Raw genomic sequence first — 18587 nt, 5'->3', positions numbered from 1 at the left:
CGAAGCCCCAGCAGAAATGCTGGGGCTTTTTCGTTTCTATCGCTCAAGAAAACCCTTAAGCGTGTTTGCTAAGCACCTGCTTCAACCGAGCAAGCGTCCTCATCGATTCATTCGCCAACATCAACCCATAATCAGGATTATTCGCCTTCAACCAGTACTGGCCTTGCTTGTCCTTCTGAACCACACGCAGCAAATACTGGTTGTCACCGGACTCATCCTGAATTTCTACGGCCATTGTTTTACCAGTAATCGAACCGGCCGATGTCGAAGTTACAAATTCAAATAGCAGCAGGTCACCATCCAAAATAGGCGTTTTGCCACCGTTCATTGAGTTACCCGACGCCCGCGCTAAAAAGTGTTTTTCTGGATTGAGATTAGGAAGGTCGATAGCCATCGACTCTACTTCATCGTGGGTGCCGGTTTTGAAGTGCCCGCAGGCAATTTTTATGTTCGGGAAGTAGGGGAGGATAGTTCCCTCATTTGCCGCTACAGGCAGTATGTCGGTTTGGACTGAAGCCTGTTCGTCTTTTTCGCGAGCGCGCTGTGTGTATTTTGCTAGGTGGAAGTCAATAAGCTCTTTAGTGAAGTCATGAAATGCTGGTTGAAGTGATGACTCTACGGAGAAGTTGGCCGTTAGTTTTCCATCCACATTAGCAAACCAGCTTTCGCCTTTTTTGCTGTTCCCACCAATGAAAGCGTTGATTGGATTGTCACGCCAGTATTTTGTCCACTTTGCAGAATCAGGCTCTAAACCTTGATGTGTTTTGGACAGGTCGGCTGCTTTTAAGCGAGGGTATCTTGCGAGCACGTGCCAGCTTTTTTCTGCTAGAGTCTCTACCGTTGGAGGGTTGTTAAAGCCGTCTAGTTCTATATAAGCTTCAAGCAGTATCGCTTTAAAGCACTTAGTCATGCTCATTTTCTGGATGGCACCCAAAAAGAACTTGCCATGTGGTGAGATTAATTGTTGGAGGTTTAAATCGTCCTCGACACTTGCAACGAGTTCCAGCCAACTACCATGCTGTTTGTTAACTTTTGATAAGTCATACCCAGCTCGAAAGTACTCCACCGCTCTTGGTCGATGACCGAGGTGGTTCGTCAGTCGTTCGAACTCTTCTTTTGCACTAAGGCGTAGTTGTTTGGAAATCTGTTGCCAGAAGTCGATAATCTCTGGGTCTAGGTTTACAAAGCAGCCTTCACCTATACTTGGCGTTTTAACATTCTTTCCTCCTTGCCCTTGGATAGACTGTGGGGACGCAATGCCTAGCACCTCTTGTTTGTTTAAAAATGAGCGGTGGTTTCCAATAAAGTCGAGCACAACTAAGTGGCTTTTGTTTTCATGTCGGCGAAGGCCACGTCCAAGCTGTTGAAGAAAGATAATGTTCGACTCGGTTGGACGAAGCATCAATACCGTGTCGATCGAGGGTAGATCCGTTCCTTCATTGAACAGATCGACGGAGAACAGAACTTGAACCTCACCTTTATCGAGTTGAGTCAAGGCTTCATTGCGTCTCACAGAGGAGTCGCTGTGCACAGAGAGCGCTTTTAGACCTTGAGATTCGTAGGTCTTGTTAAACTGCTCTGCCATGAAATCGGCATGTTTTTTCGACACGCAGAATGCCAGCGTTCGCGATTGCTGCTTTTCTTGCCAATGATTGAAAACGTGTTTGGCTCTTTGCGCAGTAGCAAATTGTGCATCAAGAGCAGCTGGATCAAACTTACCATTTCGCCAAGGGATTTCTTGGTAGTTGACCGACTCATCCCATATTCCGTAATAGTGGAAAGGCGTTAAGATCTCACTATCGATGCCGTGTACTAAGTTGCGCTCAAACACCAAGTTGTCGTGACATAGAGAGAGTATGTTGGCTTGGTCGGTGCGCTCAGGCGTCGCGGTCAACCCAAGTAGAAACTTTGGGTCAAAATAGTTGAGAATGTTTAAGTAAGTTTTTGCACTCGCATGATGAAATTCATCTACCACGATGTAGTCAAAATAGTCCGGTACAAAGTTTTTGAGGTGTTGCTTTTTACCCAAGCTTTGTACAGAGGCAAACAACATCTCCTTGGACTTATCTTTGCTTTTGCCGTGATAGTACCCAGCAGATTTTTCCGGCCATAGCTTGGCAAAGGTATTTAATGCTTGAGTGAGAATCTCTTCTCGGTGCGCTACGAATAGAATTCGCGCAGCATCAAGCTGCTTGGCATCGAAGGCCGATAGCCAAGTTTTGCCCATGCCTGTGCCCATAACAACGAGTCCGCGGACATTGCCTTGTTCTCGTGTTGCATCGAGTGCATTAAGTGCCTCTACTTGTGCAGAGTTTGGAGAGTATTCATCATCATCGAGTAGAGCAGAATCACCAACGGCAGTTAGTTTAGGTGGTTGTCTGCGTTTGATATAGGTATCAATCCATTCATCATTGAGTGGCATCGCAGATGGGTGGTGAAATAGTTTATCGAACTCATTGCGAATGCTATGAAACTGTTTCGCTTGAGTAGAGCTTTCAGGTTGCTGATAGTCGAGTCTCAGGCACCATTCGTGGGCATCGGTAAGAGCTGACTTGCTGATGTTGTTCGAGCCAACAAAAGCGGTGCCTTGAAAGTATGATCGAGCCTCGTCGCAGCGAACGAATATGTAGGACTTTAAGTGGAAGCTTCGGTTTTGAGCTTCAAATATTCTTACTTCGACACCTTCTCCTTCTAATTCAACCAATGAACGTAAGGCGATAGGGTGAGTAATGTGAAGGTAATCAGATGTCAAAACCCTAAGCTTGAGAGGACGCTGATGCAGCACACCACGCTCAATCGCCTCATAGATACTCGGAAGCAGCAAGTCCAACCCTGATGGTTGAATGAAAGACACTGCAATTTCAATTTCAGTTGCGTGGTTTATCGCGTGAATGAGTTGCGGTAGAAGCGGGTCGTCGCCTCCAGTGGTCAGAAGGTTGTCTTTCAGTATCAGCGATTGATGAGGCATGTTTGGTCTCCGAGTTCGAGGTTAGCCTTTAATCAGAATGGCGTTTAGCCACTTTTCAGATTCTCTGCCAGGTCTTGCGTCGGAGGTTTTCCACGTATTATCAATAGTCAGTTCTGTGTGCGACAGCACTTCTTTTAGCTTATCCTCGTTCATATCCGTGAAGTAACGACCATTGCGAACGAGCGCTGACTCACCGTACTTGAATGAACAATAGAACACACCATCGGGCTTAAGCAATTTGCTTAGATGAATAAATACGCTTGGTAGGCTTTCAGCTTCAACATGCAAGAGTGATGCACATGCCCATATCCCATCAAAGCTATTAGGTTCGCCTGCGAAGGTATCAAACTTTGCGAGAGTGACAGGTTGTCCTAGGTGATTTGATGCAAGACTCACCAGCGACTCATTGGCGTCAAATGCACAAACCTGATAGCCGAGGTCAAGGAAGTGTTTACTGTCACGGCCAGAGCCACAACCGGCATCGAGGATCTTACCTTGCGCCTTGACTCGAGGAAGGAATTGCGCATAAAGCTTTTGAACGTCAACAGCTACGGTTGAGTCAAAGAAATCTTGTGCGTGTTCTGTGTAGTAGTGGTTGGTAATGTTCATGGGGAGGCTCAAGTTTTGTCACTAAAGGCAGTGTGCACTATCTTAGCTGACGGGTCTACATATTAGATTAGATTAGATAGTATGACAGTAACTAGCTGATATTTATAATCTATATGAACATATTAGGGGCTATAAATACCTATATTCTGTTGTTGGTTGATTCACCTTCGTGATGAACTTTGTCTCTGATTACAAATTGGCTAACGATAGACTCCAGATGGGATGAAAATTATCCAGCTATGCAATTTTCGACACTATTATATAAATCTAACTTGAACACTTCCGACTGAACCTGCATCATCGATTACCAACAACCACTTAATACTAAACGGAAAAATGTTGTTTATGGATAACACATCTATTATCAACGTAGGCGAACATGACGCAAAATTGAGTGATTATTCGGTGGTGCCCGTATTGCACACCTCGACTCATCAGTTGTCTGTTGTTTTTGATTGGTTGCTAGACAGTATCGACTGCATTGTAAAATCGCAACCAGGGACAACAGTGAGGCTGCCAGACTTACCTCTTTAGGTGGAATAGCTAACAACATCTTAAAATGAAACTGAATCAATATCTCAATAAAATTTCACATGGTCAACCGATCAACTTGGATCGGTTTATCAAGTGCTTACCATTCTCAGATAAGAATGAATGGCGCAAAATCTATAGCGCTACGCGTGACAGTGACGGGCATAAAATGGTGATTCTGGATGATGAGCGACATCGGGCACTTTTTGAAGCTGAGGTAAGCGATAGAGTCGGAGCATCGCACTTTGGGCGCTCACATGATTTTCCCAGTAACTTCGCTCACTTGTTGGTTTTGAACAGTACTGCTAAGTCACAGATCCCATTTGTGGTTGTCTCTGACGCTAATGGGTTTAAAACTCAAGGAAGCCTGAATGGTAAGCGAGCGGTGCTCATCGAAAATATTGAGAATTTCTATCGATATCGAGAGTTTTTGGCGTTTATTGGTCATCCATTATTGGCTGATGACTCAGATATTATTTTTGGCTCAGGCAACCAGATATGTCATAACCTGAATATGCCATTTTTAGCTAGTTATGATGAAATTTATTGTGCGCAGGATGTTGAACTAGGAGGACTGGTCATTTACAAAACGCTGAAAAATGCTCTCCCTAAATGTCGATGGCTAGCCCCAGTAGATTGGAGCGTGTACCGAAGCAAGTTCAAACTCAAGCCCAAAAGCAGCGCTCATTTGGTTAAGGCGATAGAGCTAGCTCGAGAACTTGGCTTAAACTCGGAAGCCGACATTATGAACAATACTCGCTCATTCCTAGAGCAAGAAGCTCTACTACCCGAAATACAACAGGACTCCACCGATGCTTAACAACGCAATAGATAACCTTTTAATCAGTATATCGCGCTTGGTCGCGGTAGACAGTGCCGGCGTTGCCATTGCAGAAATAGATTTGCGCGAAGGGGGCATCCTCATCGGCGGCGGAAACATCGGTAAAACGTCTATTCTAAACGCCATTCGACTGTTTTTACTGCCGGAAGAAAACTTCAAAGACTCAAAAAATAAATTTGGTTTTTCAGATAAAGAAGGCAATTTTTACACCAATGATGAGTGCTTTGAACACTACTTTCCGAGTAACACCAGCTTTCTTATTTTAGAGTGTGATAATTACCTGGGCGGGCCATTGCCACACTGCCAAATACTCTATCGCGGTAATTCGGACAAGCTTGATTACCGACGCATGTTCACGTCACTTCGCTATGCTCAGATTCGTCACCTTTTTTGGGATGACAATGCCGGAGAAGATGGCATAGGTGGCCGAGTTGATGATTTAACACTAAGCAAAGTTCAAGGTTTTTTGAAGCGTGAGGATAAGCATTTCAAATCACTAGTTCGCTCTTCTGCGATCAAGGAGTTGATTTATGCAAATCAACTCCTTGATATTGATGCGATGCGGTTTTGCTTATTTCCTCTTAGCTCAACAAAGGACTCCGATGTCGATGCTTTTCGTGCTTTGGTTCGCTTGTTGTTTGACATGAAAACGGGCTCGGATACGGTTCGTTTAGCGGTCGCCAACATTATAGAATCGAGAAAGAAAGAGCGTAAAGACGAGCTTAGCTTTGATATTGACGCCTTTATACATCACAACGATATGTTGTCGCGTCGCGAGCTTATACTCAAAAAGATTGAAAGCTTAAGGCCAGAATACGAAAAGCTTGCTATCAGTCATCAACAGCTAATCAGTAATAAAAACGCTGAAGAGGCGTTGATGCAGTATGCGATGATGTTGGACAGCCGAATTAATCTAGAAAACCAAGCTCTTGAGCAAGAAAAGTTACAGCTGACGCTGCAGAAAGGTAAGGTACGCACAGCCCAAAAAACGTGTGATGGTACCGCCGAAGAACAGCAGACATTGAAAGGTGAGATTAAAGTCCTGTCTCGTCAACAGGACAAGCTCGATGATCTTGTTCAAGAGACCGATCTTATCATCAACCTATACGATGAAAGCGAAACGATAGACGACATTATTTCAGGCCACCGTGAACACCTAGAAGATAGAGAAGAAGCATTAAGATTAAAGGAAGATGCCGATGCTTTACACATTGAACTTGAAACGCTCAAGCAGGACATTGCCGACCTTGAAAAGACGGAAGTTCGCTATCAAACCTCGGTCAACGCACAGCAATATAAGCTATTTAACCAGTTACCTGAAAGTGTTTGGCTGAAGTTAGCGGCGGTTAATGAGGAGTTGGCAGAGTCTAACCCTGCGAGAGAGCTGTCCTCAACTGAGCGACAAGCAATTGAGTCATTTACTGATTTACTAGAAGAAAAACAGCAGCACTACGCGTTTTGGGACGTAACCATAGGGTTTAGGCAACCCGAAAATCGTGAGTCCGATCAAGCGCGTTTGGCTCAAGTACAACAAACGTTAGAGCAAAAACGCCAGCGAGTTGCGGAACTCAGTGCGACGGGTAATCAATCTCGCATAGAGCGAATTAAAGAAATTACCGCGTTAAAAACTGAAATTAAGCGTACCGAGAAAGAAATCAGCTTTCTACAAGCTTACGCGAATAATGTGCAACAGCTTCAAGAGATCAATAAAGAGCTCGCCGAATCGGAACAAGCCCGTGACTCGTTACAAAAGCAGTTGATGGCTCAAACAGATTTGTTAGAGCAAGAGAAGCAACGGGTTGAGGTGCAAATAGACCAGTTTGCGGAGAAAAAACGGCTGCTAGAAAAACTGTCAGAGTACGATGTGAGAGTTAAAGCAGAACTTGCGGCGCACCATCTGCCAGTTAGCGATTTTTCAGTGTTACCCGATCAGACTGTGGATTTGTCGGAAGAAACATTACTGACGCGAATCGAGAGCCTCAATAGCAAGCGTCAAGCAAAAACCGATATTACCGAAAGACTGCAAGATTTCGTTAGAGAACAGGTGCTCGAAAACGACGACAAATTGATGCTCTCTCACCTAGATGATGAACTTCTGGAACATGCATTTAACCAGCTTAAAACGCGCTACCACGGACTAGACGATGAGTTTGATATCCTGCGCAAAAACTTTATTGAACACAAGCACTCTGTTCACTCCATTATTAATGAGCTAAAAAACAATCGAGAAATGGTGCACCAGTTTGAGCAGAGTATTAACCGAGCGTTTGATGGTGTAGCAATCAATGATTTATCGCAGGTTGAAGCGAAGATCAAAGTAGAGGCTCGGTTTGATGATTTGGTGAGGGAAATCGAGTTCTTTGATACGCACTCAGATCAGAAAGCCTCCGAGCAGTTTATTGAGCGACTCAAAGCCTTCAGCAAAAAGTTTTTTCCAGAGGGCAAGGCTGCATTGTTGACCATGGAGCAAATCGTCTCGGGTATCAGCTATCGAGTTAAAAAACGCGGTCAAAATAGTTGGGAGAGTAAGTCACAGTCAACCTCTACTATCATGCTCATCAACATTAAATTGGTAGAGATTTTGTTAAGCCGCCTACGAAATACTGCTTGCGCAACTCAGTTTCCACTTGTGATCGACGAAGGGGCTTCAGTGGACAGCTCGCAGTTTGACTGGCTATTGCCAAACATGAAACAAGCTGGCTTTCGAGTTTTGAGCGCGTCCACTAATTCGGCATCCAGTGAAATCATATTTAAGTTTGGCCAACATTTCCGTTTGGATTCTCTCCGTACTTCAAAACCTTATAGTGAAGCTCGCACTATTGCTTATACTGGCGCGCCAGAAAGCTTTGTGACAAAAGGCAGTGCACTGGATAGAGAGCAGCTCGATATGTTTGGAGAGGCAGATGAGTGATCAAAGACTTCTGACCATCCCCACATTTGCCATTATGCTCGAGCATCACACCATCATGCGAGATGTGATCCGCACAATGGATGAAAGTGGTGAGCCTTATGTGAGAGAAGCGTCCTTTGTTTCTTTGTTGCATCGTTACATTCAGAGGCAACATAAAGATAAACAAAAACATTTACGCACCGCCTTTTCTACGGACAACTTACTGGCTGCACATATATTGGTGGACAAAGATGAGTTTGGTGGTGAAAGCCGTCTGATCTTCGATCGAGCTGTGATAGGTGTTTTCCGTCTGTTTGATCGCAGTCTGTTTCAAGATCTCACCGATGTCGCTCTCAAAATCCAGTTAGGAGGGATACGCCTACTCTTAGAGAAGCTTCAATCTGGCACTATGTTGTATAGCGATAGCGACCTAGATTTTAAGGAGCTGATCGATGAGCTTTTTCACCAATTGAGCGAACTACTAAACAGCATCCGCCTGAATCTGGTAAAAATGCAGACCATCAACCAAGAGTTATGCGATGCGAGTGAACTGGCTGCTAAGTCGGACAACCCAAAAGTGTTCTCGGCCTTGCAGCAAGACTCAATAGAAAAGATATCGCTGCTGTTATCGAGACACATACTGCCCACACGGCAGTTTTTGGATGAAAAAAGCCGGTTGAAAGATGGGCCAAACTTGTTTGAGTGTCTGCAACGCTTACGCAGCCAGTTTGAACGTCATCAAGACCATGAACGGGCTAATGCACTGTTAAGGTATGAGGTGAGCTTCAACAGTTTTCACAAGCAGATCAGTAAAGTATCGCAATCTGTTGACCAGTTTTTGGCGCGTTCCAAAAAACGCCTTCAACAACTTAATGCGATTGAGGGGGCGTTTGGCGAGTTGGTCAAAGCCCTAGATGCCACAAAAGAAAACCTAAAGCGCAGCCAAATTGATGGACAGTTTGCCCGCGACAATGGTGCCTTCATGGGCTTGATGCAGCAAGCGAGGCCTAAAGTGCTCCGCGTCAGCAGTTCGGAAGCCTACCTGAATAACGTCGTGAGTGATATTGACGCGCGAGTTGCGGATAGAGGTTTACTAGAGCAGGGCCGTTTTGCTGACTTAGTGAGCAGTAAAGACAATACGACAGAACTCAGACTAGTGCGCGCAGAGCAGATCTTTGAATTGGTTAAACAGATGAAAATGGCCGAGTATCAAGATCTTACTATATCTTTGCACCGACGCCTCAAAGATCACTTAGATGAGTATCACTTTATAGACTTGTTGGAAGGGCTAAACTTTCTATTACGCAGTGAGGGGATACTAGATGGGCATAGACTCAAGATGACCAACATCCGCCAACGAATCGCTCAACGCGACACCGTTTATCTTTACCGTAAAATCCGAACAGAGCGAGTAACTCAGTAATGAACACATTTTCTCAAGTAAACATGGCGAAAAGTCAGCAGATATATACAACTTTCGTTAATGGTAAAGTCATTACTAAACAGGTTTATGATCTTTACCAGCAAAGCTTTTTGGAGAATGCACTTTATACTGAGCTTTACAACAATCTCGAGCACTTTAATCAGCTCTATCAGCACATTGGTTACTCACTTAACTTTAATGTTGATGGTGAGTTTTTTTACATCAGTCGCAGTGAAGTAGAGGAAGATGCCGACACCAATGCCACAAAAATTCAAGCCATGCTGTTGATTATCGCGCGCTATTGGGTAGATAAAGGTTTTGACCTAGATGATTTAACAACGCCAGTTATAGGGCTAGGGCGAGCTGCACTGGAAGAGATCGGCGAGCAAACGATTTACAATGACATCCGATTGGCGCTTGGAATCGAAACTTGGGACAAAGCCATCAATTACTTAGTGGACCGAAACTTTCTTTATCAATGTGGCGATAAGCATTACATTTTGAGCTCAGCAGGTATGCATTTCCTGAACTTACATGTGGAGAAGTACTCACAAGAACAAGTTTAGGTTTTCAAGATATAGGTGCCTTCATTTGTTAATAGGTGCGCGTTTGGGATCATTAAACCACTACACTAAGAGTTTTAAGGTTGAAAGCCAACTTCAACCTTAAAACTCACAATCAACCTGAAACACCAACCGCTCTTTGGTATAAGGATGATCAAGCTCCAATCGCTCTGCATGCAAATGCAAACGATCTGACTTCTCGCCATACAAGGTGTCGCCAACCATAGCCATGTTCAAGCCAAGATGATGAGCACTGTGGACGCGTAGCTGGTGGGTTCGGCCTGTTTTCGGGTACATGTACACCTTGCTTCGGCCATCCCGCACTTCAATCAACTCCCAATGAGTTTGCGCTGGCTTGCCATGTTCATAGCACACTAGCTGTCTTGGGCGATCATCAGGGTCGCCGCGCATGGGTAGCGAAATATCGCCCTCGCTTTGGGAAAGCTCACCTTCGAGCAATGCAACATAGCGCTTTTGTACACCACGGGTAATGAACTGCTTTTGTAGGCTTTTGTTGGCGCGCTTGGTTAAGGCGAAGACGAGCAATCCGGATGTCGCCATGTCTAGGCGATGAATCACATAGGGGCCTTCAACATCTGGGAACAGAGCTTGCAGCCGCGTATAGGCAGAATCTTTAATGGTTTTGCCCGGCACAGATAACAAACCTGATGGTTTATTGATGACCACCATTGCTTCATCTTGGAATACAATTTCCAGCTTTTTGTCTTGCGCCCAGTTTTGCTCTAGCGGGTTAGGCTCTACGCTTAGGCCTTGCAGCATGTGTCCCAAGATAGGTTGGCACTTGTTATTGCAGGATGGGTAAAAATTGCCGTGCTTGCGGATCTCTGATTTCGGCGATGCACCCCACCAAAACTCGGCCAAAGCCAAAGGTGTAAAGCCGTGCTTGTAGGCGTAGTGCAGCAGTTTTGGTGCGGCGCATTCGCCGGCACCGGCTGGTGGGATTGGCGTTGTTGTTGCCGCGAAGATATCAACTAAATCGCTCGTTTCGCCACGTTGATTCAAAAAGCGATACTGCTTATGAAGTTTGTGCTGCAATGCGTTTGATAGCGCTTTATGGTGCTCTCTAAGCTCTGCAAGATGAGTTTCTAGTTCTGCTAGTCGCTGTTCTTTAACCGCGAGCTTATCTTCCCATTTAAGCTTTAGATATTTTAGCGTGTTTTTTTCTGCAACGCTTTGTTTGCCAAGCTCGTCAAGTAAGGACTGAAGAGCATCGCCACTGAGTGTTTGTTGCGCTTCTTTTCGCTGCAGTTTGCGAGCAGCACGTCCTTGAATCCTGGTGTCGCGATGCGCTTGTTCTTCTTGTTGGTACGCGGCACGCTCTGTAGCGATTTGCTCTTTGAGTTCTGTGATTTCAGGTGCGTCGGCGAAGGTTTTGTATGTCGCAAGCGCTTTGGTGATGGCGTCGGTGTCTTCTCGGAAGAAGCCGTCTTCAGTAAGCATGTCGAAAACTGGTGGGACGAATCCTGGCAGGAGATTTTGGTCTGCAATCTTGCCAGAAAAGGCATTCAAAAAGCCGATTTGGCCTTGTGGGTTTTGCACCAGTAAAACACCGAACATCTTACCTCGACCTTGGCTCTCGTCTTTTATGCCAAAGTCATAAATGAAGTCAGTTTGTGTTTCTAGATACTGCTGGAGCTGATTTGCCGCCAACACGCACAGCGGGTGGGGCGTGTAGTAGAACGGGAACGTAAATTGCTTGGGTAACTCGTAGCCTTCGATAGCAACATCAAATTGGTTAAAGCAGTGTTGGGGTGAGTGCATATTAAAGGCCGTGGGTCATAGAAAATTGAGCACGGATTGTACCTCTTTTGGACAGAATTTCCATGAGTAGTGTTTGTTGGCTTTTGAGCTCTTTGAGGGGGGCTCGGTGTGTCTTTTATTTTCTAGCTAATCGGGTAACATAACTGTCTGATTAACATAAAGGTAGGCATCTATGTCAGCAACCAAGTCAGAAGCATATGGTTTAGGATTTATTAGCGATGAGCAGCTATTTGAGCATGTGAAAGATACGGTTCTTAAGTACCGATTCAAAATCAACCTGTCGCAGTTTAATAAGAACTTACTTGACCCAATCAAACTTACCTTTGATTCAAAGATTTATGGCAAGACGATACCTGAAATCATTGAATCTGAGTCTATTCGTCAGATTGACAAGTCAAACACCAATCACATCGGCTATTTTCATCAAAATATATTTAAATTTTTTGATGGCTGGGAAGTGCCTGAGCAAGGCTTTGATACGATTAACTCAGAGCTAAATATCTATGCGGAGCTAAAAAACAAGCATAACACCATGAACTCGGCTTCATCACAGAAGACCTACATGAAAATGCAAAACAAAATTGTCCGCGATGATAAGGCTGTCTGTTACTTAGTTGAGGTTATTGCTAAGAATAGCCAAGATATTCCTTGGGCAATCAGTTTAGATGGTGAAAAGATCAGTCATAAAAACATTCGAAGAGTATCAATGGACAAGTTCTATGAGATCGCTACGGGTGACGCTCATGCCTTCAAGAAACTATGTCAGGTATTACCTAGGGTGATTGACGATGTCGTCGCTGAAGCCAAGCTTGGAAAAATCGAGAATACGGTTTTCACTGAATTGGAAAACATTTCTGACGACGTGCTAAAAAGTATCTATCTGCTTCCATTTGAGCAATATGAAGGCTTTGAGGAGCTTAATTTTTCTTGAGCATAAAAAAACACCAGCCGAAGCTGGTGTTTTTCGCGTTCTTACAACTGAATTACTCAGCAGCAACAACTTGTAGTGCGATTTGAGCGAAAACTTCAGAGTGAAGTTGAACGCTGATCTCGAACTCGCCAGTTGTACGTAGAGCGCCTTCAGGAAGACGAACTTCGCTTTTAGCAACTTCAACGCCTGCCGCAGTGATTGCGTCAGCGATGTCACGAGTACCGATAGAACCGAATAGTTTGCCTTCGTCACCCGCTTTAGAAGCGATAACAACTGCTTCTAGAGCGTTAACTTTCTCAGCACGTGCTTCAGCAGCAGTTAGTTGCTCAGCAACTTTCGCTTCTAGTTCAGCGCGACGAGCTTCAAACATTTCAACGTTGTTCTTAGTTGCCATTACAGCCTTACCTTGTGGGATAAGGAAGTTACGAGCGTAACCAGATTTAACGTTAACTGTATCGCCAAGACCACCTAGGTTACCGATTTTATCAAGTAGAATAACTTGCATTGTTTAATCCTCTTTTCTAAACGGTGCCGATTACTGATGCTTATCAGTGTACGGAAGTAGTGCTAGGTAGCGTGAACGCTTGATAGCGCGAGCTAGCTGACGCTGGTATTTAGCACTTGTGCCAGTGATACGGCTAGGTACGATTTTACCAGATTCAGTAATGTAGTTTTTTAGAGTTGTTACGTCTTTGTAATCAATCTCTGTAACGCCTTCTGCAGTGAAACGGCAGAATTTACGACGACGGAAGAAACGAGCCATGGGCTATCTCCTGATCTAAATTAAAGTCTTAAAGTCGGCAGTGGAGAACCACTACCAAGTACTAAATGAGTAAAAAATTACTCTGCAGATGCTTCTGGCTTAGCTTCTGTACGCTCTTCACGACGTGGAGCACGCTCAGAACGCTCTTCTTTCTGCTTAAGCATGATAGAAGGCTCAGTAACAGCTTTTTTAGTACGCATGATCATGTTACGTAGAACTGCATCGTTAAAACGGAAAGCAGTTTCTAGCTCATCAATCGCTTCTTGTGGCGCTTCAACGTTCATTAGAACGTAGTGTGCTTTGTGAAGCTTGTTGATTGGGTAAGCCATTTGACGGCGACCCCAGTCTTCTAGACGGTGGATAGTACCGTTAGCTTCAGTGATTGAACCAGTGTAACGCTCGATCATGCCAGCAACTTGCTCGCTTTGATCAGGGTGCACCATGAATACGATTTCGTAATGACGCATTGGTTGCTCCTTACGGATTATTAGCTTCCACGTTTGGCTCGGTCATCCAGAGGAAGCAAGGAACTAATAAAAAAGACCGAGAATTAAGGACCGCAAATGTTACATAAAGGGCGAATAATAAGCAAGCGATTTTGAAGAGCAGGGGGATTGGTTCTTGGCCCTAGATACTAGAACCAAAAACCTAGGAGCTAACAAGCAGTTACTCATCAGCGTATATCTTAACGGTCAGCGCACCTTCCGCATCAATCGACGCTCGGTACATCCCAGAACTATTCATTGCAAAATGCATGTCACCGCTTGCGTCGATGGCGATAAGGCCACCTTCTCCACCCATCTGTTTGAGTTCACCCTGTATCACGCTTTCTGAGGCTGTATGTACGTCTTCTTTGAGATAACGCATGCGCGCGGCGACATCACTGGCTACGGTTTTACGGATAAAGTACTCCCCCATGCCCGAAGTCGATACGGCAACGTTGTTGTTCTCCGCATAGGTGCCTGCACCAATAATGGCGGTATCGCCGACACGGCCATATTTCTTATTGGTCACGCCGCCTGTGCTGGTAGCTGCCGCCAAATTGCCTTGCATATCCAGCGCCACCGCACCTACCGTGCCGTACTTTTTATCATCAGGATATTTTGATTCCGATAGCGCAAACAGCCCTTTTTCTTTCATAGATTGAAGCTGCTCATAGCGGCGCTCGGTAAAGAAATAGTCTTGTTCTGTGTACTCATGGCCTTGCTCAAAAGCAAATTTTTCTGCGCCTTCGCCAATCAAGAGCACGTGGTCACTGTCGCGCATCACATCGCGAGCAAGTGCAATCGGGTTTTTAATGTGCCTAACACCGGCCACCGCACCTGCATCTTGCTGAGCGCCGTGCATCACAGAGGCATCCATCTCGACCATCTCATTGTGAGTCAACACCGAGCCTTTACCAGCGTTGAAGTGCGGCGAATCTTCCATAACCTGCACAGCTGCCACTGCCGCATCGAGGGCATCACCACCCGCTTCCAATACCGCAGCCCCTGCTTTTACTGAGCGGCTTAGCGCATCGAGTATCTGTTGCTTTAACTCATCACTCATCTGCGTTTTAAGGATGGTACCGGCACCACCGTGAATTGCGATAGCAAAAGGCTGAGTCATACATCACTTCCTTATTCTTCGTTATATTTTACGAGTACTATAAACGACAAAGGCCTCCCAATGGGAGGCCTTTGAAAAGCGTGTGATTAGTGAGAACCACAACCGCCGCCACCGCAGCAGCCGTCTTCTTTCTTCTCACCGTGGCCTTCACCACCACAACAGCCACCTTCTTCACCGTGACCTTCGCCACCACAGCAGCTATCGCCACCTTGGTGAATGTGACCGTGCTCGATCTCTTCTGCTGTTGCATCGCGAAGTGCTACCACTTCAACGTCAAACGTTAGTGTTTGGCCAGCTAGCATGTGGTTACCATCAACCACAACTTCGTCGCCATCAACTTCTGTTACTTCTACTGGGATTGGACCCTGGTCAGTATCCGCTAGGAAACGCATACCCACTTCAATTGTGTCAACGCCTTGGAATACGTTCGCTGGTACACGCTGAACTAGCGCGTCATTGTGCTCGCCGTATGCCTCTTCTGGAGATACAGTTGCAGTGAACTTGTCACCCGCTTCTTTGCCTTCAAGTTCCTTTTCTAAGCCAGTGATTAGGTTGTTGTGGCCGTGTAGGTAATCTAGAGGTGCGTCTACAGTTGCTTGGTCAACAACCACACCGTCTTCAGTTTTTACTTGGTACGCTAGGCTTACTACTGCGTTGTTAGCAATTTTCATGGATACTCCAAAGGATTGGCACTAAGACTAAACACTTAACTTCGCCTAGTCTTATCAAAACAATGCCGCCGTTAGGCGGCGTGTGAGCATATTATGGGGATAGAAAATAGAAACTCAATCATTCCGGCTTAAAAATACCGATTAATTCTTCATCACTTCGTTCAGATTTTTCTACAGCTTTAGGGGTTCTCTGCTCGGTGAACTCACAATCCACACACTCTACCCACTCAACATTATTCTCTATCCACCAGCGCAAACTGTCTTGAGTGGAGCATTTCGGGCAGCTTGCCCCGGCGATAAAACGTTTCTTGGTACTGCTCATGTTACTTCCTACTATCCAGACGACCTGACTTCCTAATCCCAAAAATTGCGAGACTGACGGTCTTTTTCCATTTCACGGCCAAAGATCTCTTCAAGCTCTTTACGAGCTTCTTTTGAACGTTGCGCCAGTTGTTTATCTTCACTGTGCTGCGGCAGCAGCTCCTTGAGCATGGAATTATCCAACTTTTTAAAATGCGCTTCTGCGCGTTTGGCCTCATAAGGATGAAAACCCAGTTCAATAAGAGCTTGGCGACCTAAGTCAAGCGCCCCCAAGAAAGTCTCTCGAGAATAACGATCCACACCATGGTTCATTAATTGATAGGCTTCCACACGACTTCGAGCACGCGCTAGAACCTTGAGTGACGGGAAGTGCTTATGGCACATATCCACCACTTCCATGATCTCTTCCGGCGAGTCGGTACAGACAATAATGGCTTCGGCTTTGTCTGCGCCAGCAGCGCGCAACAGGTCTAGTTGAGTGGCATCCCCATAAAATACTTTGTAGCCATACTTCCTTAACAGATGAATTTGGCTCGCATCACTCTCTAATACGGTAATTTTGACCTTGTTGGCGTACATCAAACGACCAACGATTTGTCCGAAACGACCAAAACCAGCAATGATGACTCGTGGCTGCCTGTCTTCGACATCGGTTTTAATTGTGGTTTCCTGCTCTTGATTCAAAGATTTTTCAAACCACTTTTCCTGTGCCATCAATAGCAATGGCGTGGTCACCATGGACAAGCTCACCACCACCAATAGAAAAGCGGACTCTTCAGCAGGTAACAAACCTTGCGCGCTCGCGGCGGTAAAAATAACAAAAGCAAACTCACCACCTTGGCTCAATATCGCCGCCATCTTACTGCGCGCTTTAGGGCGAATACCAAACAACCTTGCTAACACGTAAAGTATTAGGCCTTTTATAACCACCAGTGACACAACAGCCAACAGCACCTTGAATGGCTCAGAGACCAAAAGTCCTAAATTGACCGCCATCCCCACCGCAATAAAGAACAGACCAAGCAATAGACCTTTAAACGGTTCAATGGCTATCTCAAGCTCATGACGATATTCACTTTCAGCCAATAGCACCCCTGCCAAAAAGGTGCCAAGTGCCATCGATAGACCCAGCTTTTGCATAAAGGCTGCAATACCGATCACCAGTAGTAGCGCCGCCACCGTAAACAGTTCTCGCACTCCGCTCATCACGACATAGCGAAATAGAGGTCGAATTAAGTAATGACCACCGATTAGCAGCCCAAGCACACCTGCGAGCATCCACAAGATGTCACCCCAGTTACCTGCGGTGTTGCCAGCCAATACAGGGATCAACGCCAGCATAGGGATCACGGCGATATCTTGAAACAGCAACACTGCAAAACCTGATTGCCCTGTTTCTCCGCCCGCTAATCCTTGCTCTTCTATCACTCGCAATGCAATCGCGGTAGAGGAGAGTGCTAAAGCCATCCCTATCGCCAAGCTGGTCTGCCAAGTCAGACCAAACAGTGAGGCGATGGCCGATAACACCAAAGTCGTCACTAATACCTGTGCCCCACCGAGACCAAGTATTGGTACCCGCATTTGCCAAAGCTTCTTGGGGTTTAGCTCAAGACCTATTAAAAACAGTAGCAGCACCACGCCAAACTCGGAGAAATGAAGGATCTCGTCGACATCACTAATAAGACCCAGTCCCCAAGGGCCAATCGCTACGCCCGCCAACAAATAGCCAAGCACACTTCCTAGGCCCAAGCGCTGAGCAATCGGCACAGCCACCACTGCCGCAGAGAGAAATATCACACCACTCTGTAAGAAATCATTCTCCATTGCCATCAGCTGCCCCCTTTGCCGTTAGCGACGACATCATCAATGACTCATCAAAGGGATGCATCAACCACTGCCTGTAGAGCTCGGCATGCTGATAGCGATCCATATCATCCACACGGCGTGACCAGTAGAGAACCAAAGGCTCCATCCAGTGCATTTTGCACAAGGCTGCACTGAGCTCAAACGGCTGCAATATCTGCTCAAGTGGGTACTTGTTATAGCCAGACTGGCTAAAGGCCGATTCTTTACCGCCTGTGGTAATCACGCTGCGCCAATATTTGCCTTCCAAGGCACAATCATCACCAAACGCAAAGCCTTTGCCCAGCACTCGGTCAATCCACTCTTTGAGCAGCGATGGGCAGGAATACATATAAAGTGGGTGCTGAAACACAATCACATCGTGTTCAAGTAGCATCTGATGCTCAGCATTGACGTCAATAAAGAAATCAGGATACAGGGCATACAAATCACGCAAGGTGACGTTATCCAATGATTGGATTTTCTTGAGCATCACCTGATTGGCGATAGAGTTTTGTGGCTCTGGGTGCGCATAGATCACCAGAACTTTTGGGGATTGGTTTAAGTGTTGTAATTCTGACGTCATTCCTTGAAAACCATCTCCATACTTACGACTTCGTAAACTGCTCTCTAACAACAGCGAGAGTCAGTCACTCTTCTTTACCCTAATCTTTAAGGGTAGACAGTGATGATTGTTATTGAAATCATTCTGTTTTTGTTATCAGTTTGTTCCATCATATACCAAACTTCATCGTTCGTGCAGGTTAGTTTGCCCCTGATTGCCTTGCTATTTATGCCTTCTCCCAAGGGATAATGATCGACATTTCGCTGCTTTCCTCATAGT

At 45.5% G+C, this 18587-nt stretch carries 16 protein-coding genes; 5 read left to right on the top strand and 11 right to left on the bottom strand.

Annotated elements, in window-relative coordinates; genetic code table 11:
* Positions 1 to 55: 55 nt before the first annotated feature.
* Both L4C42_RS07425 and L4C42_RS07420 read right to left on the bottom strand, forming a co-directional pair.
* On the bottom strand, positions 56 to 2968 hold the full coding sequence (locus L4C42_RS07425) for a DEAD/DEAH box helicase family protein (RefSeq protein WP_429759962.1): 2913 nt from the start codon (positions 2966 to 2968) through the stop codon (positions 56 to 58).
* A 21-nt stretch (positions 2969 to 2989) separates the two neighbouring features.
* Positions 2990 to 3571 (bottom strand): class I SAM-dependent methyltransferase, encoded by a 582-nt coding sequence (locus tag L4C42_RS07420; protein WP_429760068.1) that lies wholly within the window; start codon positions 3569 to 3571, stop codon positions 2990 to 2992.
* Between the two features lie 565 nt (positions 3572 to 4136).
* On the opposite strand from L4C42_RS07420, the gene L4C42_RS07415 reads away from it, so the two are divergent.
* From L4C42_RS07415 to L4C42_RS07400, 4 genes are read left to right on the top strand one after another with little or no spacing between them, the layout of a single operon-like run.
* Positions 4137 to 4928, top strand: coding sequence for a hypothetical protein (locus tag L4C42_RS07415; protein WP_429759960.1), 792 nt, complete (start codon positions 4137 to 4139; stop codon positions 4926 to 4928).
* Entirely contained in the window at positions 4921 to 7860 is a 2940-nt protein-coding gene (locus tag L4C42_RS07410; protein ID WP_429759958.1) for a hypothetical protein, read from the top strand. Before L4C42_RS07415 ends, L4C42_RS07410 begins: the two co-directional genes overlap by 8 nt.
* Complete coding sequence (locus tag L4C42_RS07405; RefSeq protein WP_429759956.1) at positions 7853 to 9262, top strand: hypothetical protein; 1410 nt, start codon at positions 7853 to 7855, stop codon at positions 9260 to 9262. Before L4C42_RS07410 ends, L4C42_RS07405 begins: the two co-directional genes overlap by 8 nt.
* Positions 9262 to 9828, top strand: coding sequence for a condensin complex protein MksE (locus L4C42_RS07400; RefSeq protein ID WP_429759954.1), 567 nt, complete (start codon positions 9262 to 9264; stop codon positions 9826 to 9828). Before L4C42_RS07405 ends, L4C42_RS07400 begins: the two co-directional genes overlap by 1 nt.
* Before the next feature lie 99 nt (positions 9829 to 9927).
* Here L4C42_RS07400 and L4C42_RS07395 read toward each other — a convergent pair whose 3' ends face one another.
* Positions 9928 to 11607 (bottom strand): RluA family pseudouridine synthase, encoded by a 1680-nt coding sequence (locus L4C42_RS07395; RefSeq protein WP_429759952.1) that lies wholly within the window; start codon positions 11605 to 11607, stop codon positions 9928 to 9930.
* Between the two features lie 172 nt (positions 11608 to 11779).
* Between L4C42_RS07395 and L4C42_RS07390 the strand changes: the two genes are divergently transcribed.
* Positions 11780 to 12538 carry an Eco47II family restriction endonuclease gene (locus L4C42_RS07390; RefSeq protein WP_429759950.1) on the top strand — a complete coding sequence of 253 codons (759 nt, stop codon included), beginning with the start codon at positions 11780 to 11782 and terminating at the stop codon, positions 12536 to 12538.
* A gap of 52 nt (positions 12539 to 12590) precedes the next feature.
* On the opposite strand, the gene rplI is transcribed toward L4C42_RS07390, so the two are convergent.
* The 8 genes from rplI to kefG all read right to left on the bottom strand — a co-directional run bounded on the left by rplI (position 12591) and on the right by kefG (position 18329).
* Positions 12591 to 13043 (bottom strand): 50S ribosomal protein L9, encoded by a 453-nt coding sequence (gene rplI, locus L4C42_RS07385; RefSeq protein WP_429759948.1) that lies wholly within the window; start codon positions 13041 to 13043, stop codon positions 12591 to 12593.
* Between the two features lie 30 nt (positions 13044 to 13073).
* The gene (gene rpsR / locus L4C42_RS07380) at positions 13074 to 13301 is read right to left on the bottom strand and encodes a 30S ribosomal protein S18 (protein WP_353496514.1); all 228 of its coding nucleotides are present in this window, start codon (positions 13299 to 13301) and stop codon (positions 13074 to 13076) included.
* Positions 13302 to 13378: 77 nt separating this feature from the next.
* Positions 13379 to 13768: a 30S ribosomal protein S6 gene (rpsF, locus tag L4C42_RS07375; RefSeq protein ID WP_353496513.1), complete on the bottom strand. Its 390-nt coding sequence runs from the start codon at positions 13766 to 13768 to the stop codon at positions 13379 to 13381.
* 199 nt (positions 13769 to 13967) lie between these two features.
* Positions 13968 to 14909, bottom strand: a complete 942-nt coding sequence (locus L4C42_RS07370) for an isoaspartyl peptidase/L-asparaginase family protein (RefSeq protein ID WP_353497739.1) — start codon at positions 14907 to 14909, stop codon at positions 13968 to 13970.
* An 86-nt stretch (positions 14910 to 14995) separates the two neighbouring features.
* On the bottom strand, positions 14996 to 15580 hold the full coding sequence (gene slyD, locus L4C42_RS07365; RefSeq protein ID WP_353497738.1) for a peptidylprolyl isomerase: 585 nt from the start codon (positions 15578 to 15580) through the stop codon (positions 14996 to 14998).
* A 118-nt stretch (positions 15581 to 15698) separates the two neighbouring features.
* On the bottom strand, positions 15699 to 15902 hold the full coding sequence (locus tag L4C42_RS07360; protein WP_338165463.1) for a YheV family putative zinc ribbon protein: 204 nt from the start codon (positions 15900 to 15902) through the stop codon (positions 15699 to 15701).
* 32 nt (positions 15903 to 15934) lie between these two features.
* Positions 15935 to 17731: a glutathione-regulated potassium-efflux system protein KefB gene (gene kefB, locus L4C42_RS07355; RefSeq protein WP_353497737.1), complete on the bottom strand. Its 1797-nt coding sequence runs from the start codon at positions 17729 to 17731 to the stop codon at positions 15935 to 15937.
* Positions 17715 to 18329 carry a glutathione-regulated potassium-efflux system ancillary protein KefG gene (kefG, locus tag L4C42_RS07350; RefSeq protein WP_353497736.1) on the bottom strand — a complete coding sequence of 205 codons (615 nt, stop codon included), beginning with the start codon at positions 18327 to 18329 and terminating at the stop codon, positions 17715 to 17717. Before kefG ends, kefB begins: the two co-directional genes overlap by 17 nt.
* Between the last annotated feature and the right edge of the window lie 258 nt (positions 18330 to 18587).

This window comes from Vibrio wakamikoensis (genome assembly GCF_050337275.1).
In the GTDB taxonomy this organism is placed as follows: Bacteria; Pseudomonadota; Gammaproteobacteria; order Enterobacterales; family Vibrionaceae; genus Vibrio; species Vibrio chaetopteri.
Note: the sequence above shows the minus strand (reverse complement) of the source record. Positions and strands in the feature narration are given on the sequence as shown.